The sequence below is a fragment of the Bradyrhizobium sp. CCGB01 genome (assembly GCF_024199795.1).
Classification (GTDB): domain Bacteria; phylum Pseudomonadota; class Alphaproteobacteria; order Rhizobiales; family Xanthobacteraceae; genus Bradyrhizobium.
Window position 1 is genome coordinate 2797682 of record NZ_JANADK010000001.1, and the last position, 24288, is coordinate 2821969.

The window sequence follows — 24288 nt, forward strand, 5'->3', positions numbered from 1 at the left end:
TTGCGCCAGGATTTTATGAGGAGAGGCAGCTAGCGGAGGAACCATGGCAGTCAATAAACCGACCGGCGACAACGCGCGCAAGGGCGCGGTGAAGAAACGCTCGCAGACCAAAACGACAATTGGCGGCGCTACCGGCTATACAAAGCGCGACAGAACGTCGGGCGAGTTTATGGCTGTGAAGAAGCCGAAAACGGCGAAGAAAGCTGCCAAAAAATTCAAAGGCGTGCGGGTCGAGAGAGCTAAGAAAACCGCCACGCGGAAGCGCTAGGTTTGGTGGCTTAGGTTTGATCGCTGATTGGATGTCGAACGCGCAACTGAGGCGGTTTTACTCGTCGATCTCGCGGAGCTTATCTTCCAGTTCCCGAATTAGCGCCTGGATACGCTCATAGGTCTCCGGGTCGTGAGCAATGCGTCGGACTATTTGCCGATAGCGTAGTATCCGCATTTCCAGTTCAACGCGTTCGTTCTTGGACTGCACGGCACCACTTTCAACACCCTTCTTTAAGTCTACCGAGACACCCGTTTAGTTTCGATTTAGGCCACCGCAAAAATCAAACTAGACCACTGAGCTCGGAAACAGGCCAGCGCCTTTTTCTCCGCCTACGAGCCGCAGTAGCGCTTGCGCTCGTGGTAACAGGTCGAAAAAACGGCCCCAGCACAACTAGATGCCGGAGCCGTTGGAAGCCTTGGCGGTTAAGGGGGCGCCAAGGTCTACTAAGGTCTAGGAAGATTCGGCAATTAGGTCTGTATGCCTTCCGATATAGGCGCCATCAGTCGCGCCTTCTGAGTTCACGGTCGAAGATCGTCAAGTTGCAACTTGGCTTAATGCTCCGATGGCCCGCCGCCACGAGCCTTCCGCGCCATGGCCATCCACTCTTCCGCAAGCTCTAACCAAGCCTGTTTGTCGACTTGGTTCGTGGCCCTCGCGGCTTCATCCAAGCAATTCTGCGCTTGTTGCACGTACCTCGCAAAATCAGCTTCCTTCATCGCGATCAATGCGTGCGCAGACAGAATGTGCCTATTGAGGTCCGCAGGCTGCTTTCCTCTTGAGTAGGTCGGCGAGGTCCATCTCGAACATCTGCTGGGTCTGCTCGAACAGTTTTAGAAGATCGATTGAAGCTGGCGTCCCGTCCTGGTCAACAAGCACTCGTTGGCGCTCTATGATGAGCCTGCCACGATCAACGTGGCGCTGCGCCAAAGCGATTCTTTTATCCAGCGTCATTGCCAGTTCCTACCCGGAACCAGCGTGCGACCAGAAGTCAAAAACGGCCAGTTACAAATTCAAACCGCTGCGATCGGAAGCAGACAATGCTGGCTATTTCGGTGGCTGCAGTCCGGGCGACCGGAGCCATTCGCTCACATGCGAGCCGGTCTCGCACTGGCGGGCCTTCCTCAGAAGGCGCTCCCGCTCAATACCTGGGGAGGCGTTTCTTGCCTCCTCACGCAAGCGCATGGCCTCTGCCGCTAGCCGTGTTTCCAATGTTTCGATTTGTTTGAAACGACGCCGACGCGGGGTCATGGCGCGCTCCTTTCCATGAGAGGAAGGCGGGAGCGCGTGATGGCGTTCTCATCACCGATAAATGCCACGGACCGTGCGGTGATGGACTAACCGTACAATATCGGCACCGCGCGACGACAACTTAGGTTAACGAGCCGGGGACTATATTTTTGCGCGCGGCTCGAACTTTTCGGGAACCGCTCAAAAGGCGGATTTGGCTATTAGGACACTGCCAAAATCAACTTAGGACACTTGGGGTCAAATACGGACAGTACCGCTCTGTTGTCCAAACCTAGATGGGCAGCAGCTCGCGACGTTTCCATTCGAGCCAATTAATGTACATTTGGTCCAAGTATTCCTTGCGAATCTGGCCGCGAGCGGGAAAATATGCAGCGCGCGCCTATTTGTGGGGGGCTGCGCCGAACGGCCTCAGCGTCCGCGCCAGCCCCGGACCTGCTTGAAGCCGTTTTGCTTTGGTCACTAGCCTGTGGCACGCCCATTGCAAAGTTGAAGCCAACTGGGATTTCAGAGCTCAGTTAGAGAATAAGACGCTGCCGGGACGCGTATTTCGAGCCCGGCAGCGTTCTAATTTGGGACGAATGGGGCACCCGCCGCCTCGGTCGGAGCGCGTTCCCGCCGGAGAGGCCCTCCTATCGCGCGAGAAGATCCTCGCCAGGCGGGAGCAGCTTCACATATGTGCCGCTCTCGTGAAGCATCAGCCAGCCGCGTTCGACGGCGTACCGAATCCCAGCGCCGAACTCGCTGCCGCTGGCCTTCAGCTTGAATAGGAATGGCGCGTTGATCCGCTCGATGTAGATGCGGCCGTCCTGCACCGGCTCGATACTGGCCGCGAGTTCGACGAGCTTTCGGGCAGCCAACTCCCGGTCCGCATAGGGTCGTCCTTCGGCGTGCTTCATGCGCAGCTTTCCATATTTGATCCAGTCTTCCTAACTCCAAATTTGGAGTTCTGCCTAATTCAGCTAGGGTTGCCATGCAACCAATGCGCATTGTTGTGCTTGTAGGCCCATGAAGGGTTCATTTGGTGCGGGTGATAACTGACAGCGGCGAGCGCCAGATCTGGCTTGCAGCGACGGAGCGCGACAACGCTGTCGACTACGTGCTCGATGCGATCCCCGAGGGCTGGAGGGCCAGCCTAGTCCAGCGGGAGTTGAGCGCCGAGGATGCGGCGGCCTTGCAAATGAAGCCAGGAGAAGTCCGCCAGCATCGACTGTCTTGATAGCCTTGCGGGTGCGCTAGGGTGTACTCATAAACCCGAATCAGCCTTGCGCGGAGGTAGGGCCCGTGTCCGTTTAGTCTTCAAGACCGGACATCGCCAGTTCGCCCTAGCTAGTCCGCTAAGGACCAGAAGCGGTCGTTCCAATTAAGTGGACAAAGGGCCAAACGGAAACGCACGATCTCTTCTTCAGCAACCATCTTTGCCGGCAACGCGTTTTTGGTTCTAACCAGCAGGCATTTGGCGCTTGATAAGCCTCAGGCGGAAGATAGGCGCGATAATGCTCGACGTACCAATCACTTGTGCGCGCACACTGCTGAACGGCCTTGCGCCCGTTCATCGCCCCTCGCCATTCGGAGAGGCCGACGCAGCCGAGCGGCAGCCGGAATTCGCTCAGCTGCTCCAAGGCGCCCACCTGCTCGAACCAGGGATAAAGCGCAATGTCCGTCAGGGTAAAGCGATCTCCGAACACATAAGGCCCCCCTCCGGGGGCGCTTTGCCATTAACTCGTTCTCGAGAAACCACACGCTATCGACCATCTCGGCAGCAAGCTTCCGTCTCGCTTCCTCTTCCCGCGTGAAGATGAAGCGGTGCGTCGCCGAATAAAGTCGATCATCGACAAACTTGACCCAGATCCGGGCATGCGCCCGATCGGGAAGCGAGGCTGGCATCAATGGCGGGTCAGGGAAGACCTCGTCGAGATATTCGCTGATGACAGCCGATTCCCATAGCTTGGCCTCCCCGTGCAGCAGCAACGGGACCCTGCCACAGGGCGAGATCCGCACGAAGCTAGCGGGCTTGTTCTTGAGATCAATCTCGATCGCTTCCGCCAAAACACCCTTCTCGGCGAGCGCTAGACGCACCCGGTGCGCAAAGGGGCACAGCTTAAAAGAGTAAAACTGAAGCATGGGTCCGGTCATGTCTTTGGCCGCCTGACAGGTCATTCCGTCACGTCCAATCCACGCGCGATCGCGGCGACCTGCTCGAGCTTGACAGGTCGGACCAGTGGATCGGCGTGGCGGTGCGCCAGTTGCAACTCGGAGCCTGCCTTACGGTAGACCTCCGTTACGCGCAGCGACCAGTCTTGCTCGGGCAGCCCTCCCACCTCTGCAGTCTGCCGCTCGATCATGACGAGCACCACCATGTCCTCGCATGCGTAGGTCTGCAAGAGTTCCAGGTCGGTCTTGCCGTTGCGGAAGTACCGAGCCCGCTCCGCCATGCGCCCCGGGCTCATGTCGAAGCCGCGGCTCGGAGGGCCGCCGAAGGGTTGCATCAGGGTGAAGTCGGCGGCGATACGAACGAGATCTGACCAGCGCTGCATGTCGCCTCGCATGAACGCCGCATTCTTCTCGGCAGCCCGGGCCACCAGCTCCGCAACGGGTTCGGCGGCAGCCGCGGAATCGATGGAAAGGGAAGCGACTGCCGCTACCGCGAGCGCGGTACGCCTGGTCATCGCTTGTACCTGCTGGTCCTCATTGCCAATATGCTCTGACATTGCACTGTCCTGTTCAGTATTCGTGACGGCGATCGCCGTCGTGGGTTCCTGGTCGGTTACCTGTCGATTTGGATTGCAACGGATGAGAGATGGTCTCATCTTGCACATGAAGCCAGTGATAAGAACTCAGGACCGTGCTGAACGCAGCTCAGCTCCTTCGCATCGATCTCCGTCTCCTCGTCTTGTTCAGCACAGTGCTAGAGGAGGGCCATGTGGCGCGCGCGGCGCAGAGGCTCAATCTCACCCCGTCCGCGGTCAGCCATGGCCTGCGCCGACTGCGGCGCCTCCTGCATGACCCGTTGTTTCTAAAGACGCCCAGTGGCGTGAAGCCGACGGACCGGGCGCGGGCGCTCGCGGGTCCCGTTGCCGAGTTGCTCACCCGTGTGGAAGGGATCGTTTCAACGGCAGGACCATTCAATCCGAAAACCGCGCAACGCTGCTTCACGATCGGTGCGCCGGATGCGCTGGCGGCCGTCTTTCTCGGACCATTGGTTGCCTGCCTGGCACGTGAGGCGCCGGGTATCGACGTCCGGCTTCTGCAGCTGATGCCGCAACATCGCGGCAGGCCGACGAGCCAGGTCTGGCAGACCACTCTGACGGAGATCGATGCGCAACGGCTCGATATTGCGGTTCTGCCGATCGGCCCGCCACCGCCTCGCTTCGCCGAGCGGCTGCTCTTCGAGGAGGACTTCGTCATTGCCATGCGAAAGGGGCATCCGCTCGCACGCAAGCCGAGCCTCCCGGCTTATCTAGCTGCGCGGCACATGCTCGTTTCGGCTATCGGCGATGCATTGGGGGTCGTGGATGCCAAGTTGGCCGAGAAAGGACATTCGCGGCGTGTTGCGCTGACGGTACCGAATTTCATGATGGCTCTGGTGCAGCTGGCCGAGAGCGATCTGGTAGCGACCTTGCCCCGTCACCTGGTCGAGCGCCATGCCGCGCATTTTAATTTGGTTACGCGCGCGGTGCCGCTTCCTTGGACGCCTGATCCGGTGCGCATCATCACATCGCAGGCCGCGATGGCCGATGCCGGCATCGCCTGGCTGTTCGAGACCATCGCGCGCTGCATCGGCCTAGGCAAGGCGCCGCGCTCGGGAAAGGCGGCGCGGATTCGCAATTGAGCTCAGGACCTGCTGAGGACGTCGGCCTCCGCTTTCTGAAGACAGGCCTTGCTACCTATGTCGCACCTTGCACCAGCGAGCCGGCGATGAGATTTGCCCTGTGTGCTTTTGGGGGGCGACGGGGAAGATGATCACGATGCTGGTGAGGTCCGGCGTGGGCCCAATAGATCACTATCGCTTACTAGAGCGGGTGCTTCGGATCCGGCACACGCAGGCACCTTCGCCCTCCCACAGAAGTAGAGCGCTAAATTACTGTCCATCGAGCTTAGCGGGCCGAGCTTGGTCCGCTACGGGTCACAAGCCGCCGACCACGCTCAAGCTGGCAGACTTCCCCTTTGTGTTGGTAAGCGGACGTTTATGAGTATGTGCCCTAGTACGATTCTGGAGCTTTTCGGCCGCTTGCGCAGCAAAGATGTGCTGGCGGGGGAGGTAGCTCTCCGCCGGCTTGCAGCTGTCAAATTACGAACCGCAGACGCAGCGCATGAGGCGTGTTTCTGCCTCACTGTCGAGCTTCTCGCCACGCGCCCGACTTGGCCGCAACCTCAGCCCTCCAATCGCGATCTTGGCGCCATTCGGCCTAGACATTGTCGGCGATGCTCGGCTGCGGATCCGATCACACGGTCTCGGCATACCGCGTTTTCATCTGACGTGGTTTTGAGCGATGATCGGTTCTCGACTGGTACGGAGATTTGGGCGTTGAATCTTCGGGTGACGATATCAGCAGTGTTTGTGGTCGTTCTTGGATCGCTTGCTTCGGCTTGCGTGAGCACGTTGGCCCATTCAGCTGCTCCTTGAGCTCGTCGTGACCACCTTCGCGGCGACAGATAAAAATTCCTTCACCGTTTATCTTCTTCCGTGCGCAGGCGGTTACGTGCCACGCGAAATATTTGACAGCTTCAAAATGAAAAGGGGCAGCGTTAGCCATAGCAGTCCGTATGCGTCAAACAGAGCTCCGGTTAGAGACGATTGCGCAATATAGTAGGCAAAGACGCATGCTGCGACTGTGGTCGCGATCGCCGCAGGGTCTTTGCCGCGTCCCAGACTGGAAATGAGGCCAAGCAGTGATCCGGCAACAAAGGTCGCGAACAATGCGTACCAAGGGCCTGCCTCGGCATAGCCGGAGATGTTCACAGGTGCAGGCTGATAGCCTGTCGTGGACGTGACATTTGGAAAGACCTTAGGAAATATTAGTGTTGGCGGGAAGCATCGTTGCTCACCAAAGACTCGACGTAGCCACGATGGATCGATGCCACATCGGCGTTCTGGGTCTGAGAAGGTTTCTACATAGAAGGGAAAGCCGACGGCCATCCTCAATAAGTTGGAGCGAACCATCCGGATCGCGAAGATCCGAAACGTTGACAGGCGATCTGGTCGCGTTCCCTCTGGTCGCGATCCCTCCGCAAAGGGTGCGGGCGATACAACGTGTTCAGCAGCGCAAAACTGAGTGATGCTAAGCGCGAGGAAGAGAGCGGCAGCAATCGGCAGCACGAGAATGCCGCTGCGTAAAACTCCGAATTCTGAGAGTGCGAGCGTCAGCGCCACCATCAAGAGGTAGATGAATGCTGGCGCCTTCTGCATTGTCGCAAGGTCAAGACTGAGAATGACGACGCTTAGAACGAAAAAGGACAGCAACGCCGGTTTGTCTTTACCCATCACGCCGCGTGCAAGCAGATAGCAACTGAGCATCGGGAGGCTCGCAAAGGCGAAGGCAAAGTAGAAGTTTCCAAGCGAACTCTGCAATTCGGCCCGACGCAGGATCTTGGCTTCGTAGCACGAGGTCAGGTCCCATGGGGCTGTCAGAAGGTTGTGGCCGCCAGACAGCGAAAGGCGATAGAGGCAGTAGGCAGTCATCGCCAACGCGGTGGCGATTGGAAACCAAATGGGTACCTTTGATTTTTCAGAGAAGATGGGGCGATCGATCAAGCCTCCTGCCAGCACCGCGGCTGTCGGCAGCGCGACCACAAAGACTAGCAGCAGCATCCAATACGTCAGAGAGCCGAGGGTGGCCCCCGAAATGATATTGGGTTCATGGCCCACGTACGCCATGAGCTGGTCGCGGCCGAATGAGAAAGGGAAGATCGCCGCGCCGACTCCCGTCGTAAGGATATAGGCGCCCACTGCAATAGAAATTGCTAGGTAAGTGCGCTTCACAGCTCTTCCCGCATAGTCTGTGGGCGCGCGCTAAACGCTGCGCTTATTGCTCGAATGTGGCCCGGTTGTTCTGTAAACAGTGTCGCGACCCTTGAGGGTAAAGAAGGCCTTCGAAAGGCGAAGCGGCAACCCTTGGGGAAATCCACGGGGAGCTACGGGACTGCAGCACTGTTGGCGGTATCCTCTAGTCGTCCGCGCTGGTGGTTCTTGGCGCGCAGCGCGGTCCGCTCTCCAGTCATTTCCTCCACGTAGTCCTCAATGGTTAACTGCTTCTCGCGGTTGCCGAAGCGCCCGGGCTTTCGTGCCGACGATGAGGTAGCGCGAAGTCGATCGAGCTCAGCGAGGTCTGCCTTCAAGCGTTCGTCTTCTGCTCCTCATCGATCTTGCGCTTCCGTCCATTATGGTGAGCTTTCGCGGCCGCGCGGTTCTCTGCCCTGGGCATGACGTCATCGAAACGCGGCGCCAGCGAGAGTAAAATTGTCGTTTATAGTGGCTGGAAACCAGCGCGAGCTGCTGTACTTCATGGGTGGGAACAGGTCGCTCGGGCTGCCGATCCGGCTGTGACAAGGAGCGCCGAACGACCGAGATCGGACCTTGCCGCAACCTTGGAACTATATGCACGCTACTCGCACAAGTGTTGTTGCCACAGTTTTGCACCACAGCAGGATCAGCATCTGCCAATGGGCGCACGTGGTCGAATGAAACGAGACGTGGAAGAGCTCTGGCGGCTAGAGCAGATCTGCCTAGCTGAGGCCGCGCTTGCCTCGATGCATTGCGAGCGGATCGGACTACTGAAGGTCGCCGAGGATTGTAGGCGCTCGGCGGCCGAGATCGAGGCGCGGGCCGCCCTTCAGAGTCAAGCTCGCAGTTTTTTTGGGGATATCGTGGATACGCAGACACCAATGGGCCCGGTCGCGTGGGCGTGCGGTTTGATCAGCTTGGCGCTGTTTGTCGCGCTCTATCTTCCTTGGTAAGCCGATCGCGAGTCCATCACAAAGGCCCGCCGGTTCACGCTGGCGAGTTTTTATCGCTGACGCTTAACGAACGAAAACTCGTTAGGACCGGCGATTCCTTTGTTGATATTTTCCCTGATGACGTGATTTTAGATCGGCTTTAAAATCGTTCCTGCTTTGGAACGCGGCGGGTTTTGGAGCTGGGTCATGCGAGGCTTTCGTGCTTATCTAATCGGCGAAGACGGTCACATAGTGTCTCGAGTTGACATTGAGGCGCAGGACGAAGCGGTTGCGAGAGAGCGAGCCAAGCAGCTGGTGGACGGGCACGCCGTAGAGCTTTGGGAAGGTGCGACCAGGCTCGCTAGGTTTGAGCCCATTACGAAGCACTAAATGCGTTAAGGCCGCCAGTTGGCCCGGAGGGACTACCGCCGAATCTTCCAGTGCGGATTTTACGGGTTGGGTGTAATTACACGGGATGGAGCGGACACCGGAAGAGCGTTGGGAACTACAGTTCTCTCTGATCACGAAAGTGGAGCAGTGCCGAAGGCTTGCGCGCCAAATCAACGATCCGGTTATTGCCCAGCGCCTACTTGCTCTCGCTGACCAATACGTTCGCCAAATCCAAACCGGCAGCGACGAGTAATGCCGCCTCAGTTAGCAGCCTAGGTCGCGAAGAGGGAGTGCGTCGCGGGCGACCTTGGGATTCACCTATCTTCCCCCTTATCCGAACCGGCTTCTCCTGCATCCCAACCCTTCTCTGTAGGCTGATAACGTTCTCCCTGTTTCACCAGCCAGCCGCCTTCAACCATCTTCTCTGCCAAAGCCTTCGAGCATGCCAGCTGGTTGCTGCCGGGGTAATACAGGCCGTCTCTGCGCTCGACCATAAAGCCGTAGACGCGCACCAGGCGAAGCGCTTTCAGCATGCCGGGAATGAGAACTACGGTCGTGCTCGTCATTGCTCTCAAAGCAACGCCACCACCGAACGTTCCCGAAGCCACTCGGCAAAACCTGCGTCAAATTTATCGATTTCAGCGGCTCGGAACGAGCGCGAGCCGCTGCGGGTCGTGGGTGTGTAGAAATATTCACCCGTCGCTGCGCTTCACACCCTCCGCAACCGCACGCTCGACCTCAGCGGCGAGCACGCTTAGGTGATCGGCAGCCGGGTGAACAGTTCGCGCTTCTTTGGATCGGTCGCCAGATCGGCGCGCACACGGCTGCATCCGTGCGGAGCTTTTCCAACGGGGCCTGCATGTCTTCCATGCAGCTACTCCGTTCCCCGAGGGATCAATATAGCCACCGTCCGAAAGCTAACAGAACAGATTGCCGCTCTTTCCTAGGCTGTTGCTTGGCCTTCCTCAAGGTCCAAGCACCTCCAACGGCCCGGCCTCCACACCCCAAAAAGCCCCTACGGCCGGGGCCGTCATTAGCAGGCGCCCTCTTGAGAATGGCACCCCGGGGTAGATAAGCCGTTGCGAGTTTGGTGCAGGTTCCGAAGGACAGCCTTACCGTTCCTTCTTGCCTGCCTTCTTTTTACATTTCAGGACGTCGGCCTGGCTTTGGAACGCGCGTGCTAGGGCCTGCAGCTCCTCTGAAACCTCGGCATCTACGGTGGTCTTTGCGGCGCGAGCAGCTTTTTCAGCTTGCTTACGCAACTGTTTGATCTCCTTCGACATAGGTCAGTCCCCATGTGCCCGTTTGTTTGCACTACCCAATTATAGCATTTCGCCCCCGTTGAGCAGCCGGACATACGTGCCGGACTCGTGCAGCTCGAGCCAGCCGCGCTCGATCGCGTATTTGAGCCCGGCGCCGAACTCGCTGCCGCTGCCCTTTAGATTGAACATGAACGGCGCGTTGATGCGCTCGATATAGATATCGGCCAACCTGGACCGGCTCGATGCCAGCGGCGATCTCCACCAGCTTGCGCGCGGCCGCCTCCGGGTTCGCATAGGTCGTCCTTCGGCGTGCTTCATCGGCGTGTCCCATTAGCCGCCTGCGCGGCGGTGATGTGTGCGCGGTGAGGGTAGCTCTCCGCTGGATTGCAGCTGTCAAATTTCGGACGGCAGACGCAGCGCATCAGCGTGCTCGGGATCTCGCTGTCGAGCTTCTCGCCGCGGCCGCGCCTGGCTATCAAATCCGCGCGCCAGTCGCGATCGCGGCGCCATTCGGCAAAGGCGCTATTGGGGATGTCGGGCAACAGTTCGGACCAGGCGGTCTCGAAGGCCTCGCGAGCGGCTTCGAAGGTCTCGGCCGTCCCGCTGCAGTGCTGGCCGGGCTCGAGACCGGGATAAAATCCGCAGGACCAGCCCCACTGATCGGCGGCTGTCAGCACGCCGGCTCGCGTGCCGATCGTGCCGACACGAAGGTCGCCGAAATAGATATGCCAGGTCTTCTGGTGCGTATTGTCGCTACGGCGTCGGGTGAGGGCGGTCATGCCCGAATAATAGGAGTTTGCCAGAATAACAGCCAGCGTCTGCAGCCCTGCGGGCACAAAAGGAGCGAGCCCAAGGGATTGGTCGAGATAGTCGCCACGCGATGTTAGTCTAAGCCGCCTCATAGACTGGTCGCATTTAATCCTATCGATAGTCTGCGAGACAAATGCAGCGTCCACACTCAAACGCGGCAGCTCCTGCGGAAGGATTTTCGGCGGAGATAATCGCCGCTATTTTCTCTCGGTTAGACAAAGCAGGCTTTCGGCAGGCCGCGATCAGCTAGGGAACGTAACGCCAGTGTGTCCGAGCTTGTGGCGGCTCGGGGAAGCTGCGGATCTCCCCCAATCGCGGGGACTTGTCGCGTTTGTCGATAAGATCGGCAGGAGTGGACCCGACCTTGCGCCGTGTTCGCGTACAATCTGCACTGGGGCGAAGCGCTTCCCTGTTTGGAAATGCTAGCTAAGCAATTGATATTGCTAGGGGCGAGTTCGAACGTTTTTTCCAAATGCGCCCTGAAATCACTCACTAATCAAGCAGGTTTTGATTCCGCCATTCGGAGGTTCGATCCCTCCCGCCCCAGCCAGCGCCTATCCCTCGTACTGATCCGGTCCCATGGCCCACAGCGACTGATCGTGGCCGGCCGCGTAGTTGCGGTTGTTGCTAGCAGGATTGCGATTGACCATCGGGCGCATGAACATCGGGTGGGTGGCGCTGCGCACCTCGTGCTCCACGGTGAACAGATGCTTGCCGCTGTCGAGATCGACGATGTCGCAGAACCGGTACTGGTATTGATTGTCCTCGCGCGAGATCAGGTCGCGCGCCAGCAGCTTGCGATAAGGGCCGGAGAAATCGGTGATGTACATCTGCACATGGTGGCCGTCATAGCCGCCCTGGGGCCGGTCGGTCTCGCGGAACAGCAGATGCTGGTCGCGGCCGGTCTTCACGGCCGCAATCAGGCCGTCGCCGTTCCGCAAATCCGCGGGCATGCCCATGATCTCGGGGTAGAAGGCGCCGATCGCCTTTGCGGTGCCGATGGGCACGTCGAACTCGACATAGGGAATGCCGAGCGCGATGCGCCCGAAGCGCGCGGCGTCGGGCTCGTAACAACGCATGCGGTTGCCCCAGGGACAAACCGCCTCGACATGATCGTTGTGTTCGGTGAAGGCGAACGCCGTGCCCTCGAGCTTCTTGGCGACTGACGCCAGCCGCGCCAGCAGCGCCTCGCGGCCCTCGATGACCAGCCCGGTATGGCCGCGCAGCACCTGCGGCTTGCCGCTCGGCAGATGAAACTGGCTCCGTCCGGCGTTGATCCACATGTTGGTGTCTGAGACCATCAGATAGGGATCGCGGGTGAGCCCGAGCCCCGTGACGTAGAACAGCGTGGCGAGGCGCTGGTCCGGGACCTGGATGTTGACGTGCTCGAAATGAATGGCGTTGCCGAGATCTTCTGCGGATCGATCGAATTGTTGCGGCATGGATGAGCCCTGGCTTGAGGACGGACGGGGGCATACTAGAGCACAATTTCCGCCCGCCGAAACTGTTCGCCGATCACATCTTGAGAGCAGAGCAGCATGCCCGCTCTGCCGCCTTGCCGTGGCAGCCAGTCCCTGTAATCTGGCGAAAACATGCGGCAAGCAATGCAGGGAAGGGATCGATGGGAGGAGTTCTGGAGGGCGTGCGCGTCCTCGATTTCGGGCGTTATATCGCGGGGCCCTATTGCGCGACCTTGCTGGCCGAATTCGGCGCCGAGGTCATCCGCGTGGAAAAGCGCGACGGCAGCGAGGACCGCTTCGTGGCGCCGGTCGGCGAGAACGGCGAAGGCGCGCTGTTTCTCCAGGTCAACCGCAACAAGAAGTGTATCACGCTCGATCCGATGAAGGCGGAGGGGCAGGAGGTGATGCGCCGCCTGATCGCGACCGCGGACGTCGTCGTTGCCAATCTGCCGCCGCAGACCCTGCACGCGATGAAGCTCGATTACGACTCGCTGAAGGCGATCAAGCCCGACATCATCCTGACGACGGCGACCGCATTCGGCGGACCGGGCCCCTGGTCCGACCGTGTCGGCTTCGACGGTGTCGGGCAGGTCATGTCGGGCTCGGTGTATATGACCGGTGCCGGCGATCCGCCGTATCGGGCCGCGGTGAACTGGGTCGATTTCGGCACGGCGCTGCATTGCGCATTCGGGACGCTGGCTGCGCTGATCGAGCGCGGCAAATCCGGACGCGGGCAGATCGTCGAGGGCGCGCTGCTCGCAACCGCGCTGTCCTTCACCAATGCGACGTTGATCGAGCAGGCCGTCATCAACGTCAATCGCGTGCCGACAGGCAATCTCGGCCAGACCGCAGCTCCGGCGGATATCTACCGCACCAAGGACGGCTGGGTGCTGTGCCAGGTCACGGGCCATCCGCTGTTCAAGCGCTGGGCGAGGCTGATGGGCGAGGAGGAGCTTTGGCTGAATGATCCGCGTTTTGCCGACGACATCAGCCGCGGCAACAACGGCCCTGTCATCAGCGAGCGGATGGCGCGCTGGTGCGCCGAGCGCACCACGCAGGAGGCGGTCGACACCCTGGGTAAGGCGATGATCCCGACCGGGCCCGTGCTGAGCCCGCAACAGGCGCTCGATCATCCGCATATTCGCGCCGCCGGCTTCATGCAGGATGTCGATTATCCCGGCCTGCCGAAACAGGCCCCGGTCGCTCGCGCTGCGGTGCGGCTGTCGGAAACGCCGGGCGAGATCGCATCGCGCCCGCCGACGCTCGGCGAGCACACCGATCTCGTCCTCACCGAGCTCGGCTATGACGCGGCTGCGATCGCGGCGCTTCGGCAGGGCGGTATCATCTAGTCGGCATAAGTCAGGAATTCCTCGGGCTTCGGATCGCGACGCCGGGTTCGATGGTCAGCGACTCCAGACGACGTTCGGCGGGGCGTGCAACCAACAGATACAGGACCAGGGCGAGAAGCGCTGCCGCCGCCATCACCGCGGTCATTGAGAGCGCGGTCCGGCCGTCGAAGCGAACCGCCACCAGCCCGCTGGCTATCGCGCCTGCGGTCAGCTGGATGCTGCCGGCGGCGGCGCTGACGGCGCCGGCGATCTCAGGGAGGCGCTGCATCGTCGCGCTCATCACGTTCGGCAGGCTCAGGCCGAAGCCAAGCGCGACCGTCATCAGAAGCGTGACTACGAGAGCCGTCGGCATCCAGCCGGCCAATGTCATCGCAAGCAAGGCGACGCTGGCTGCGGCCGACAGCGTCAGCCCGGTTGCCAGCATGCGTGCCGAACTTGCGCCGCGCCGGCCGAGCTGGCCGTCGAGCAGGGCGCCGCCCATCACGGCCGCCGAGCAGGCACTGAAGATCAGCCCGTATTGTTCGGGGCGCAGCCCGACGGCGCCGACGAAGTACAGCGAGGCGCCGGTAACATAGGCAAACACCGTGGCGCCTCCGGTGGCGCCGACCAGGATGAAAGGCAGCGAAACCGGATGCGTCAGCACGCGCCGATAGCTGTCGATCACGGCGGATGGCACGAGGCGGCCGGAAGGGGCGATCGTCGCGGTTTCGGCGAAGCGAAACATCACGACCATCAGCAGCATGAAACCGATTCCGGCCTGGGCCGCATAGATCGACTGCCAGCCGGCAGCCGCCAGCAGGGCGGCGCCCGCCGTCGGCGCGATCACGGTGGCGACGTTGACGGCGACCATGACGTTGGCGATCTTGCCGCGTGCGGCGTCGCCGTCGAACAGATCGCGGATGATGGCAAAGGTCGTGGCGGTTGCGGCGGCGCCGATGCCCTGAACGAAGCGGCACAGCAGCAGGACCGGCAGCGAAGGGGCAAGCGCGCAACCGACGCTGGCGGCGACGAACAGCGCGAGGCCGAATGCGAGAACCGGCTTGCGGCCAAGGCGGTCCGAGACCGGTCCGTAGATCAGCGGCGCGATGGCCAGGCTGAGCATGAACGCGCTCATCGTCAGTCCGACATCCGATGCGCTCGCGCCAAGCGTGACGCCGGTGGCGGTGAGTGCCGGCAGATTGATGTCGATGCCGGAATACGGCACGGCCGCAAGAAGGCCGAGCAACAGCGTGAATGCGAGGGATTGAGGCTCGATTCGCATGGACGAATACCCGATGAGGTGTGATGAGGTTTCGCGAGGCGATGGAGCGCGGCCGCTCCGCGCTCCATCGCTCGTGCGATCAGGCACGCCGGCCGACACGTCGCCCCTGGCTCGCTGCGGCCGCGCGGAGGCGCGATACCTCCGTCTCGTCGGTCACGAGTTCGCTGAGGACACGAAGGATTTCCGCCGGCGTATCGATCTCGGCGAACTCGTCCGCGATCTGCGTTGCGCGCAATTGATAGCGCGGCTGGTCGAGCACCGCTCGCACCGCGTCGCGCAAGGCCTCTGGAGTCGGTTCGTTGGTCGCGAGGTTGATGCCGACGCCGGACCAGGCGACCCGCGCGTTGACGTCGGCCTTGTCCTCGGTCATTCCCGCGGTGACCAGCGGGATGCCGAAGCTCATGGCCTGGTTGACGCTGCCATAGCCGCCATTGGTGACGAGTACGTCGACGTTCGGCAGCAGCCATTCGAACGGCAGATAGCTGGCGATGCGCGCGTTCGACGGGATCCTGCCGGGGATGGCGTCGACCGGGCGGCCGCCCGCGGTCGCGATCACCAGGATGTCGGGCTCGTCGGCGAGCGCGGCCAGCGTCGGGGCGATCAGCAGATTGAAATTGTGATTGGCCACCGTTCCCTGCGTCACCAGAACGATCTTGCGTGTGCCGTCGAGCTGCTCGGCCCATGACGGCGGCGGGACCTGGTTGGCAATGATCGGAGGCGTGCCGACGAATTGCACCGAGGACGGAATCTCGCGAGGAAATTCGAAGCTCGGCACCGACAATTGCAGGTAGGCGTCCGCGAGAGCGACCACGGAATGGAAGAGCGGCATCGCTATCGGTCCGACGCCGAGGCTCTTCAGGGCCCGGTTCAGTCGCAGTGACACCGGCTGATCGACCGCCGCATCATAGTCCCGCGCCATGGCCGCGTAATGATCGCGCTCCTCGTCGGTCTTTGCAGGCGGCAAGCCGAGGAAATTGGGCGCGCCATCCTCGCGCGCCCAATGCAGGAACGAGGTCCCGCAGAGCGCGATGGGGGGCCGCTGCGAGCGCGGTCCGAGCAGCATCGGCAGCACACCGAACAGCATGTCGTCGCAGACGATGATGTCCGCGGGGAATTGCCGCAACACCTGCAACAGTCCCTGGTGCTGGTGCGGAACGGCGTCGACGAAGATGCGCTCGCAGGCAACACGGAACCACTCCAGCCCCGGAGGGATGGATTTGAGCTCGGGGACCCGCGAGAAGACGTCGCTCGGATCGAAGTCCGCGCCCTCCGGAAGCGGAAAAAATCTGACGCCGCTGGCTTCGACGCGGGCACGAAAGGCGGTGCCCGTCATGAAAGCAATCTCATGGCCTTCGGCGACCAGGATCTGCGTGATCGCCAGCATCGGATTGAGATGACCCGTCGCAGGCGTCGAAGCGATAAGAATCTTCATGGGAGATGACCTCTTGATGATCGATGCACGGTCGCCGCAAGGCGGCCGCTCGAGTGAGCAGAGGCAATTGAAGGGATCGCCGTTACGCCGAGGCTTCCGATGGCCGCCAAATGGTTACGCCGGCAACGCATCGTGGCGCGGCCAAGGCCGGTGTCCAAGGCCGGAGTCCAGCCCCGGCAGCATGCAGGCGGCGACCATGTCGCCGCACAAGGATTACAAATGTAACGCGAGCGGCCGGCCGTGAAACAGAGCGGTAACGCTGCGCTCCTAATCTGCCAAATTATCAGCCTGGAGGACTGCTGGCATTCAGCGGCGATTTTGGCCGGGCGCGATTATTGAAGACCGACATATCGCGCGGCTTTGACCGCGCAAAATTCGTTGAGGCGGAATTCTTCGAGGAAGACGCCATGCAGAACATTGTCGCCTTGATTGCGATGGCTGCGCTCATCGCATTCCTGGTTTGGTCAGGCGTTCGCGCCTTGCGGGCAAGGAATCCCCTGGTGAAATGGGGCGGAGTGGTGCTGGCAGCAACGCTCGCCGTCGCGCTGTCAGGCGTAAGCGCGTTGACCGCAGCGGGCATCGTCAAGCAGCATTCGCGGTCTGCGCCGGTCCCCGATCTCGAGGTCGAGGTGACGCCGGAACGAATTGCCCGCGGCAGGGCAGTCGCCGACGGCTTTTGCGCCGGATGCCATTCGAAGAGCGGCGTTCTGTCGGGTGGCGGCGATGTCGGCAAAGATCTGCCCCTTCCCATCGGCTCCTTCGTGCCCGCGAATTTGACTCCCGCCGGGGCCCTGAAGCATTGGTCCGACGGCGAGATCTTTCGTGCCATTCGCAATGGCATCGACGCGCGGGGACGATGGCTCGCGATCATGTCCTTTACCAACGCCGGCCGGCTCAGCGACGACGACACCAGGGCCGTCATCGCCTACATCCGCGGCTTGTCACCGAGCGGCGAACAGACCCCGGATCCTCCGGATCGTTTCAGCTTGCTGGGCTTGGCGATGCTGGGCGCCGGAATGTTGCCGGATGCCAAGCCGGTCTTCACCGGTGTGGTCATCGCGCCGCCGAAGGAGCCGACGGCGCGCTACGGCAGGTACTTGCTGTCCTATCAGGACTGCCGTGAATGTCACGGCAAGGATCTCTCCGGTGGGGTGCCCGGCCAGTTGCCGCCGCTCGGACCCGACCTCGCTATCGTCAAGGACTGGAGCCAGGCGCAGTTCGTCGCAACCATGCGCACAGGTGTCGATCCGAACGGACATCGGCTCACCGAGCAAATGCCGTGGCAGCCGATCGGGCGGATGGACGATGACGAACTCGCCGCGATCTACCAGTACCTCGTGAACCTGCCGCGCTTCTGACCCATCCCGGAGAATGACCTGGTGTGGCCGGTCTCGCCCCGGCTGCACTCATCGCTTATGCGTGCGCTCGAACAGCGGCGCCCCGGCTCTGCGCGCGCTGTTGAAGGCGACGTCGCGCTCCAGGAAAATTTTCACAGCCTTCTTGCTGCCAGTCGCGCAGCCGTCGTCATCGCCGAACGGTCCTTTCGTCACTGACGAACAATCACGTCGGCGGGCACACTGGAAATCGCCCAAAAGTAGCATTAGCTGGGATCACAATGCTTCACGTCTGCGACATTCAGCGGGATTGGCCGCAGAAATACCGGGTTGCAGCGTCATCGACATGCAATGGACGGCGTCGGCGCATGGCGATGTTTTGGCTGTCCCGGATATCATTTGAGCGATTGCAGATCTTGAACGCGACCCTGTTGGTTACGCCAGATTTGAGAGAGTAGTATGCTTGCAGATGTTGGCCACATCGTCGTTGTCGACGACGACCCCACCTTGCGTCAGATGGTGATCAGATATCTGGAGGAGCACAACGTCCCGACCAGGGCGGCCTCCACCAGGTCCGAGTTGAACCACTATCTCGAAGCCGGTCAGCCCAGCCTGATCATTCTCGACCTTCGCCTCGGCCAAGACGACGGTCTGGATCTGTTGCGGGAGATCCGTTCGCATTCCGACGTGCCGGTGATCATCACGACCGGTCACCGCCCCGACGAGATCGATCGTATCGTCGGGCTCGAGCTCGGCGCCGACGACTACATCATCAAGCCTTTCTCCCTGCGAGAGCTGCTGGCCCGCGTCCGGGCTGTGTTGCGGCGGCAGGAGATGGGTCGTGCTGCGCGGGCCCGCGATCCCGAGCGCGGAGGCTATCGATTCAGCGGATGGAAACTGGAACGCCGCGGCCGAAAGCTCGTCGATCCCAGCGAAACGCCGGTCCCGCTCAGCAAGGGAGAGTATGCTTTGTTGCTGGCCTTCCTCGAGGCGCCGCAGCGACCCCTGTCACGCGAGCATCTGCTGCAGGCGACCCGCATCCATGAAGACATTTTCGATCGCAGCATCGACGTCCAGGTGCTGCGGCTGCGGCGCAAGCTGGAGGCCGATCCGAGTGCGCCGCGAGTCATCCAGACCGAGCGCGGCGTCGGCTATGTGTTCGCGGTTCCTGTAGATCCGTTCTAAACGCGGCGGCGGGATTGCAACTGTAACCCCTTTGCCGGTGGCGGTGATCTCGGCGTAACGGCCGGCCCGCACATTTCTCCCATCAACAGCGTGTGGGAGATTTGAGATGAAGACGCATTCTCGCAATGTGGTCCGTGTTGTCCCGGATGCCATGGAGCGCGAGCGGCGCAGCCGTTTCGCGTGGTCTGACGGCCGCGGCGTGTCCGGTCGCCGTACTGACTGCACCGCGAGCCAGCGCTTGGCGGATCAGGGCCTCGCGGACATCGGCTCGCGGCCGGCGGCGACGGCTGCGCAGCCAGACCGGGAGGTCAGCAAATTTTGGTCTGGGGTCTTTGCCCTCATCGAAGGGTTTGCCCTCTATGGTGCCGCGTTGCATCCGACCGCGGCCATGCCGGTTCACGCAATACTGGAGGCCAGGAGGCATTGGCAGCCGCGCCCAGAGGCTGGCGCGCCCGTGGCGCCGGTGCGGAACAGCGGCAGCGACGGGGCCGAGAGCAATGTCGTCGAACTCGATCGCGTCCGGCCGTTCAATGCGCAACGGGAGCGGCGTTGGCGTTGGCTGCGCTCGGCCGGTGGGACGTTGACCGACTTGCTGTCGCATTCGCGGCGGGAGCGCGAGATCGACAGGGCGGTTGCCGCTCTGGCGAAGCTCGACGACCAGACATTGCGCGATCTCGGAATCCAGAGCCGTTCGGATATCGAATGGACGGTGAGGTACTGTCATGATTGCTGACACGATCTATTTCGCCTTCGCCGGGCTGGGCCTATGTCACGCCGCGTGCCGCTCGATGATCCCGAGCGGCCTCAGGGCCGGCATGTTCGGTCTCGTTCCCCGGATCTGGCGATGGCCGCGTTCACGAAATCATCGCGCTTCGATCAAAAGCCCTTGAATTGACGCAGTTGCGTATCGCTTCCACCCCATATCACTGACAGTGCGACAATTGATCGGATTTCGTGGAGCAGGACCAGGCGCCGGCTATCGAGGCGGCTTGATCGCCATTTGCGCGGTGCTGTTGTGCTGCGTGGAAGTCACTCCCGCGCCGTCGCAGTCGCCGCCCCCGTCGGCACTGGACCGCGGCGAGCCAATCACGCCGATTCCTGCGGCTCGCGCCAACGATCCGCTCAAGGTCCAACTTGGCGAGAAGCTGTTTAGCGATCGCCGGATATCGCATGACAATTCCCGCACCTGCCAATATTGCCACGATGTCGCGACGAACGGCGCGAGCCAGAAGCCGCACGATGTTGCCCTCGACGGGATGGAGCTTCCGCTCAACACGCCCACGGTCTTCAACTCGACGCTCAATTTTCGTTTCACCTGGGAAGGGAAATTCCGCACCGTCGAGGCTGATATCAAGGCGTCGCTGGAAAGCCCGCACACCATGGGCAGCAGCGCGGCGGAGGCTGCCGAGAAGCTCGATGCCGATCTTGATATGCGAGGTCGTTTCCTCGCGGCGTATGGCCGCCGCCCGGAGGGTGGCGATGTCATCGATGCGCTTGCGAGCTACCAACGCACGCTGCTCACGCCGGGCGGCAGGTTCGATCGCTGGCTGCAGGGCGACGATGCAGCGCTGTCGGCCGATGAATTGGACGGATACCGCCTGTTCAAATCGCTGGGCTGCTCGGCCTGCCATCAGGGCGTCAACGTCGGCGGCAATCTGTTCGAGCGCCACGGCATATTCCACCCTCTCGCTTCGCCCGAGCCCAAGATCCTGCGCGTGCCGAGCCTGCGCAACGTCGCGACCACGCCGCCGTATTTTCATGACGGCAGCGCGCCGACACTCGACGACGCGGTTCGCAAGATGGCGCTGGCCCAGTTGAACGCGACGTTGACGGACCAGCAGGTCAAGGCGCTTGTCGCCTTTCTCGGCAGCCTGACCGGGACCTATCGCGGCGCGACCGTGGGAGGCGCGCCGTGAGATCCGCTCCACTCGTTGCCTGCGTCGCGTTCGTGCTCGCGCTTCTCACCTGGCTGCTGTTGAACGGGCTGAACATCAATTCGGCGCGTTATGATAGCCAGCTGCAGGCGCTGGGGGATTTCAGCCGGTTCGAACGCGGGATGACCAGGGAGGTCCTCACCGCGCGTGCCGGCCTGTCGCGCAATTACGACGCGCTGGTGCATCTGGTGAATGCCTATGACGATGCCTTGTCGCGGCTGCGCGACACCGCGGGCCTCGACCCCGAGCAGACCATGGCGATCGATGTCCTGTCGGCACGCGCCGGCCGGCAGGAGAGCCTGATCGAGCGGTTCAAGAGCAGGAACGCGTTGCTGCAAAACTCCTTTGCCTATTTCGGCCTGTTCAGCGACAAGCTGGCCGCGTCGGATGACCGGCGGCTGGTGACGGCCGCCTCCGCACTGGCGGCGGCGATGCTGCGCCTGACGCTCGACACGTCGGACACCGCCGCGCGCCAGGTCGAGGATCGGCTGGAAGAGCTGGCGCAGCTTCAAGCGCCGCGGGCGGAAGCGGACTCGGTCCGGGCGCTGCTCACCCACGGGCAGATGCTGCACGATCTTCTGCCTGATATCGACACCATCCTGAAGACGCTCGTCGCCGAATCCAACAACCGCGAGCAGGATGCCATGATGACGGTGATCTTGAAGCGCCAGCTCGCCGCGCGCGCCTCGGCGCGCAAGACGCGTTTGCTGCAGTATATCACCTCGCTGCTGCTACTCTCGGGCATCATCTATTTCGGATCGTTGTTGCGCAAACGGGCCGTGACACTGCGCCGCCGTGCCGCGTTCGAGCATGTGATCGCCAACATCTCGATGCTGTTCATCAATTCGAGCAACGAGAGGATCGCCACGGATGTCGAGATGGCGCTTCACCAGCTTGCAGGATGCATCGGTGCGGATCGGGCTTATTTTGCCTGCGTGCTCGGCACGACCATGCAGACCTATCGGTGGTCCCGGGATGGCATCGAGTTGGAGCCGGGTTGGCCGGAGCGGGTGCTGAGCCTCGCGCCGCGATTGGACGGCGGTGAGGACGGCATCGTCTATATCCCCAAGGTGAACGCTTCGCATCCCCACGACACGATGAACCTGCTTGCCGAAGCCGACGTCAGCGGCTGGCTCTGCATCATGGCGGCCTACGGAAACCGCGATGGAATTCTCGGCTTCGATGCCGTGCGCGGAGGCGCGCTCACATATTGGCCCGAAGTCTCGCTGTTTCGCATGGCCTTTGACGCCATCGGCAATGCGATCCGACGAGCTCGGCTCGAAGGCGAGAAGGAGCGCCTGCAGAAAAGTCTGCAACACGCGCGTCGCATGGAGACCGTTGGAACCTTTGCCAGCGGCATCGCCCACAACTTCAACAACATCGTCGGTGCAATCCTCGGCTATGCCGAAATGGCCGATGCGCGAGTCCCGTCAGGAAGCGGGCCGGCCGCGAGTCTTGCGGAAATCCGCCGTGCCGGTGAGCGGGCGCGTGAGCTGGTCGAACAGATTCTCAGCTTCGGGCGCCGCGGCGAGGGCAGGCGGGAGCGCGTTTGCGTCAAGACCCTGGTCGACGAAACCAGGTCGCTGCTGGCCGCATCATTGCCGTCGCACGTCAAGGTCGAGGTCGTTGAGATGGCCGAAACGGCCGTCGTGATCGGCGAGCCTGCCCAATTGCAGCAGGTCATCCTGAACCTGTGCAACAACGCGGCGCAGGCGATGAATGAGCCGGGCCGCGTCGAGCTCCGCATCGAGGTGCGCGATCTCGCGAAGCCGTTGTTGGTCGGGCGCAACGAAGTCGGCCGTGGCCGTTTCACCGTCATTTCGATCGCCGATCCCGGGCCAGGCATGGATGAGGCGACGCTGGAGCGGATATTCGAGCCGTTCTTCACGACCCGCCCGGACGGCAACGGCCTTGGACTTGCGACGGTTCGCGAGATCGTCGAGCAACATGGCGGCGCCATCGCCGTGCAGAGCAAGCCGGATGCCGGCGCGCGCTTTGAGATCTGGCTGCCGTCCGGCGAGTCCGACGAGCCGCAAGCACTTCAACACGGCTCCGATCCGGCGTTGCGCGGCGCCGGCGAAACCGTGCTCGTGATCGACACCGATCGCCGCCGCCTGTTGCGCTACGAGGAAATCCTCGCGGCACTGGGTTATGAACCCGTCGGCTTCACTGGGCTGGCGGAGGCGATTGCCGCCTGCCGCGCCGCGCACACCCGTTTCGACGCGGCGCTGGTGTGTCATCTGCCCGGAGGCTCGTCACTCGATCTCGCGGCGGCGCTGCATGACGCTGCGCCGGCGCTGCCGATCATCCTGGCGGCGCCCTCGACACGCGACTTGGCGATGCCGTCGCTCAAGACATCTGGCATCACCGAACTCGTTCACCACCCGCTGGCATCGGCGGAGCTCGCCGGCGTCCTGGCGCGGAGCATTGTCTCCCCGGCCACGAGCAGTCGATTGAAGCGAGCCGCCAGCGCGACATAGCGCCCGCGGCGGCTGTGCCCGCCGTTTCAGCGGTAACGCGATATCACCGCGGGCGAAATGGCCGGGTAGCCGCAACCTCCTATCCAGTGCACGCGTGTCCGCAATGTCACCGTTATAGGAGAATGATGATGTCGATCAGACTCGGCGCGACCATGGTCGCAGCTAATTTGTTGTTTTGGCCGGTTTCGAGCCTCAAGGCGGGAGAGAGCGCCGGCGCCCGCACGACGATCGTCTCGCCCGGCGATCTCGCCCCGACAAGGTTCGCGGACCTGTTTCGGCAGGCTCCCATCGGGCACCGCCAGCCGCGGCCTAGCGACCTGTCCGGGCCTCTGCAAGCCTCGGCGATCGACGTCGAGTTGCGACAGATCGACGAGGAGATCGATCGCAAGCTGATGATCTGCCGCGGCTGCTGATCATGCCGGAGGGCGGCTCCGCGACGCCGCGGAGCCGCTCGTGGAACGCCAGCGAGCGTGCGTTGTTCCCTCTTCGATCTGGACAGGAGGATCGACATGGGTGACGAACGCTTTGCCACATTGCTGGGCCGCGCCGCCATGGACGTATGGGGCGACATGCCGCGTGACGTCCAGGAGGCGCTGTTCGAGACCGCGATGAAGGACCGCGCCGAGGATCGCGAAGCTCTGGCGCGGCTGCTGCACGATCGCCATCCGCGCACCGCGCATCCTGCCAAGCCGAACTGACAGGAAGGAGCTGAGATGGTGAAACCGACAGAAGATCTCATCCGGAGCCGCGCGCATGCGCTCTGGGAATTGGCAGGCAGGCCGGAAGGGCGGCAGGACGAGTTTTGGCGCGAAGCGGAGCGGGAGCTTTCGGCCGATCCAGCCAACAACGCCGAAGAAGCCTCCGATACGTTCACGGAATAACGGAGCCTCGAGGTTCCCTTCCGCTTAGGAACAGCCGGTGCCCTGCGCGATTAGGCAA

Annotated in this window: 25 protein-coding genes and 1 pseudogene; 12 read left to right on the top strand and 14 right to left on the bottom strand. The window is 61.9% G+C overall.

Annotated features, from left to right (window positions below; translation table 11 throughout):
• Positions 1 to 43 precede the first annotated feature (43 nt).
• Positions 44 to 268, top strand: coding sequence for a hypothetical protein (locus tag NLM25_RS12860; protein ID WP_254117152.1), 225 nt, complete (start codon positions 44 to 46; stop codon positions 266 to 268).
• Positions 269 to 1018: 750 nt separating this feature from the next.
• On the opposite strand, the gene NLM25_RS12865 is transcribed toward NLM25_RS12860, so the two are convergent.
• The 5 genes and pseudogenes from NLM25_RS12865 to NLM25_RS12885 form a co-directional block, all read right to left on the bottom strand.
• Positions 1019 to 1222, bottom strand: a complete 204-nt coding sequence (locus tag NLM25_RS12865; RefSeq protein WP_254117153.1) for a hypothetical protein — start codon at positions 1220 to 1222, stop codon at positions 1019 to 1021.
• 926 nt (positions 1223 to 2148) lie between these two features.
• Positions 2149 to 2415 carry a hypothetical protein gene (locus tag NLM25_RS12875; protein WP_254117094.1) on the bottom strand — a complete coding sequence of 89 codons (267 nt, stop codon included), beginning with the start codon at positions 2413 to 2415 and terminating at the stop codon, positions 2149 to 2151.
• Between the two features lie 438 nt (positions 2416 to 2853).
• Positions 2854 to 3204: a hypothetical protein gene (locus NLM25_RS44425; RefSeq protein ID WP_375166836.1), complete on the bottom strand. Its 351-nt coding sequence runs from the start codon at positions 3202 to 3204 to the stop codon at positions 2854 to 2856.
• Between the two features lie 214 nt (positions 3205 to 3418).
• A pseudogene (locus NLM25_RS44430) lies at positions 3419 to 3676 on the bottom strand (glutathione S-transferase N-terminal domain-containing protein); the annotation flags it as partial.
• Positions 3673 to 4227: a DUF4440 domain-containing protein gene (locus NLM25_RS12885; protein WP_254137160.1), complete on the bottom strand. Its 555-nt coding sequence runs from the start codon at positions 4225 to 4227 to the stop codon at positions 3673 to 3675. The pseudogene NLM25_RS44430 and the gene NLM25_RS12885, both read right to left, overlap by 4 nt.
• A 134-nt stretch (positions 4228 to 4361) precedes the next feature.
• Between NLM25_RS12885 and NLM25_RS12890 the strand changes: the two genes are divergently transcribed.
• Positions 4362 to 5348, top strand: a complete 987-nt coding sequence (locus tag NLM25_RS12890) for a LysR family transcriptional regulator (protein ID WP_309143594.1) — start codon at positions 4362 to 4364, stop codon at positions 5346 to 5348.
• An 867-nt stretch (positions 5349 to 6215) separates the two neighbouring features.
• On the opposite strand, the gene NLM25_RS12895 is transcribed toward NLM25_RS12890, so the two are convergent.
• Both NLM25_RS12895 and NLM25_RS12900 read right to left on the bottom strand, forming a co-directional pair.
• A complete protein-coding gene (locus tag NLM25_RS12895; RefSeq protein WP_254117158.1) occupies positions 6216 to 7499 on the bottom strand; it encodes a hypothetical protein in 1284 nt (427 codons plus the stop codon).
• Positions 7500 to 7651: 152 nt separating this feature from the next.
• Positions 7652 to 7855, bottom strand: coding sequence for a hypothetical protein (locus NLM25_RS12900; protein WP_254137161.1), 204 nt, complete (start codon positions 7853 to 7855; stop codon positions 7652 to 7654).
• Positions 7856 to 8209: 354 nt separating this feature from the next.
• Here NLM25_RS12900 and NLM25_RS12905 point away from each other — a divergent pair, with 354 nt between their 5' ends.
• The gene (locus NLM25_RS12905; RefSeq protein WP_254117159.1) at positions 8210 to 8473 is read left to right on the top strand and encodes a hypothetical protein; all 264 of its coding nucleotides are present in this window, start codon (positions 8210 to 8212) and stop codon (positions 8471 to 8473) included.
• Positions 8474 to 9156: 683 nt separating this feature from the next.
• On the opposite strand, the gene NLM25_RS12910 is transcribed toward NLM25_RS12905, so the two are convergent.
• From NLM25_RS12910 to NLM25_RS12930, 5 genes are all read right to left on the bottom strand, one after another.
• Positions 9157 to 9408, bottom strand: a complete 252-nt coding sequence (locus tag NLM25_RS12910; RefSeq protein WP_254117160.1) for a hypothetical protein — start codon at positions 9406 to 9408, stop codon at positions 9157 to 9159.
• A 546-nt stretch (positions 9409 to 9954) separates the two neighbouring features.
• Positions 9955 to 10125, bottom strand: a complete 171-nt coding sequence (locus NLM25_RS12915; RefSeq protein ID WP_254117161.1) for a hypothetical protein — start codon at positions 10123 to 10125, stop codon at positions 9955 to 9957.
• A 39-nt stretch (positions 10126 to 10164) separates the two neighbouring features.
• Positions 10165 to 10332 carry a hypothetical protein gene (locus NLM25_RS44120; protein WP_309143595.1) on the bottom strand — a complete coding sequence of 56 codons (168 nt, stop codon included), beginning with the start codon at positions 10330 to 10332 and terminating at the stop codon, positions 10165 to 10167.
• An 86-nt stretch (positions 10333 to 10418) separates the two neighbouring features.
• Complete coding sequence (locus NLM25_RS12925; protein WP_254117162.1) at positions 10419 to 11066, bottom strand: hypothetical protein; 648 nt, start codon at positions 11064 to 11066, stop codon at positions 10419 to 10421.
• Positions 11067 to 11468: 402 nt separating this feature from the next.
• Positions 11469 to 12356 carry a VOC family protein gene (locus NLM25_RS12930; protein ID WP_254137162.1) on the bottom strand — a complete coding sequence of 296 codons (888 nt, stop codon included), beginning with the start codon at positions 12354 to 12356 and terminating at the stop codon, positions 11469 to 11471.
• 179 nt (positions 12357 to 12535) lie between these two features.
• Here NLM25_RS12930 and NLM25_RS12935 point away from each other — a divergent pair, with 179 nt between their 5' ends.
• Positions 12536 to 13723, top strand: coding sequence for a CaiB/BaiF CoA-transferase family protein (locus NLM25_RS12935; RefSeq protein WP_254137163.1), 1188 nt, complete (start codon positions 12536 to 12538; stop codon positions 13721 to 13723).
• A 10-nt stretch (positions 13724 to 13733) separates the two neighbouring features.
• On the opposite strand, the gene NLM25_RS12940 is transcribed toward NLM25_RS12935, so the two are convergent.
• Positions 13734 to 14984: an MFS transporter gene (locus NLM25_RS12940; RefSeq protein WP_254137164.1), complete on the bottom strand. Its 1251-nt coding sequence runs from the start codon at positions 14982 to 14984 to the stop codon at positions 13734 to 13736.
• A 79-nt stretch (positions 14985 to 15063) separates the two neighbouring features.
• Positions 15064 to 16416: a glycosyltransferase gene (locus NLM25_RS12945; protein WP_254137165.1), complete on the bottom strand. Its 1353-nt coding sequence runs from the start codon at positions 16414 to 16416 to the stop codon at positions 15064 to 15066.
• Positions 16417 to 16823: 407 nt separating this feature from the next.
• Here NLM25_RS12945 and NLM25_RS12950 point away from each other — a divergent pair, with 407 nt between their 5' ends.
• From NLM25_RS12950 to NLM25_RS12985, 8 genes are all read left to right on the top strand, one after another.
• Entirely contained in the window at positions 16824 to 17774 is a 951-nt protein-coding gene (locus NLM25_RS12950; protein WP_254137166.1) for a c-type cytochrome, read from the top strand.
• A 435-nt stretch (positions 17775 to 18209) separates the two neighbouring features.
• A complete protein-coding gene (locus NLM25_RS12955) occupies positions 18210 to 18935 on the top strand; it encodes a response regulator (protein ID WP_254117168.1) in 726 nt (241 codons plus the stop codon).
• 106 nt (positions 18936 to 19041) lie between these two features.
• On the top strand, positions 19042 to 19668 hold the full coding sequence (locus tag NLM25_RS12960; RefSeq protein ID WP_254137167.1) for a DUF1127 domain-containing protein: 627 nt from the start codon (positions 19042 to 19044) through the stop codon (positions 19666 to 19668).
• Positions 19669 to 19924: 256 nt separating this feature from the next.
• Positions 19925 to 20851, top strand: a complete 927-nt coding sequence (locus NLM25_RS12965; protein ID WP_254137168.1) for a cytochrome-c peroxidase — start codon at positions 19925 to 19927, stop codon at positions 20849 to 20851.
• The gene (locus NLM25_RS12970; RefSeq protein ID WP_254137169.1) at positions 20848 to 23349 is read left to right on the top strand and encodes a two-component system VirA-like sensor kinase; all 2502 of its coding nucleotides are present in this window, start codon (positions 20848 to 20850) and stop codon (positions 23347 to 23349) included. The genes NLM25_RS12965 and NLM25_RS12970 overlap by 4 nt, the downstream gene beginning before the upstream one ends.
• A gap of 128 nt (positions 23350 to 23477) precedes the next feature.
• The gene (locus NLM25_RS12975; RefSeq protein WP_254117172.1) at positions 23478 to 23762 is read left to right on the top strand and encodes a hypothetical protein; all 285 of its coding nucleotides are present in this window, start codon (positions 23478 to 23480) and stop codon (positions 23760 to 23762) included.
• 96 nt (positions 23763 to 23858) lie between these two features.
• Positions 23859 to 24047 (top strand): hypothetical protein, encoded by a 189-nt coding sequence (locus NLM25_RS12980; RefSeq protein ID WP_254117173.1) that lies wholly within the window; start codon positions 23859 to 23861, stop codon positions 24045 to 24047.
• 15 nt (positions 24048 to 24062) lie between these two features.
• Positions 24063 to 24230, top strand: a complete 168-nt coding sequence (locus NLM25_RS12985; protein ID WP_254137170.1) for a DUF2934 domain-containing protein — start codon at positions 24063 to 24065, stop codon at positions 24228 to 24230.
• The last annotated feature ends 58 nt before the right edge of the window (positions 24231 to 24288 follow it).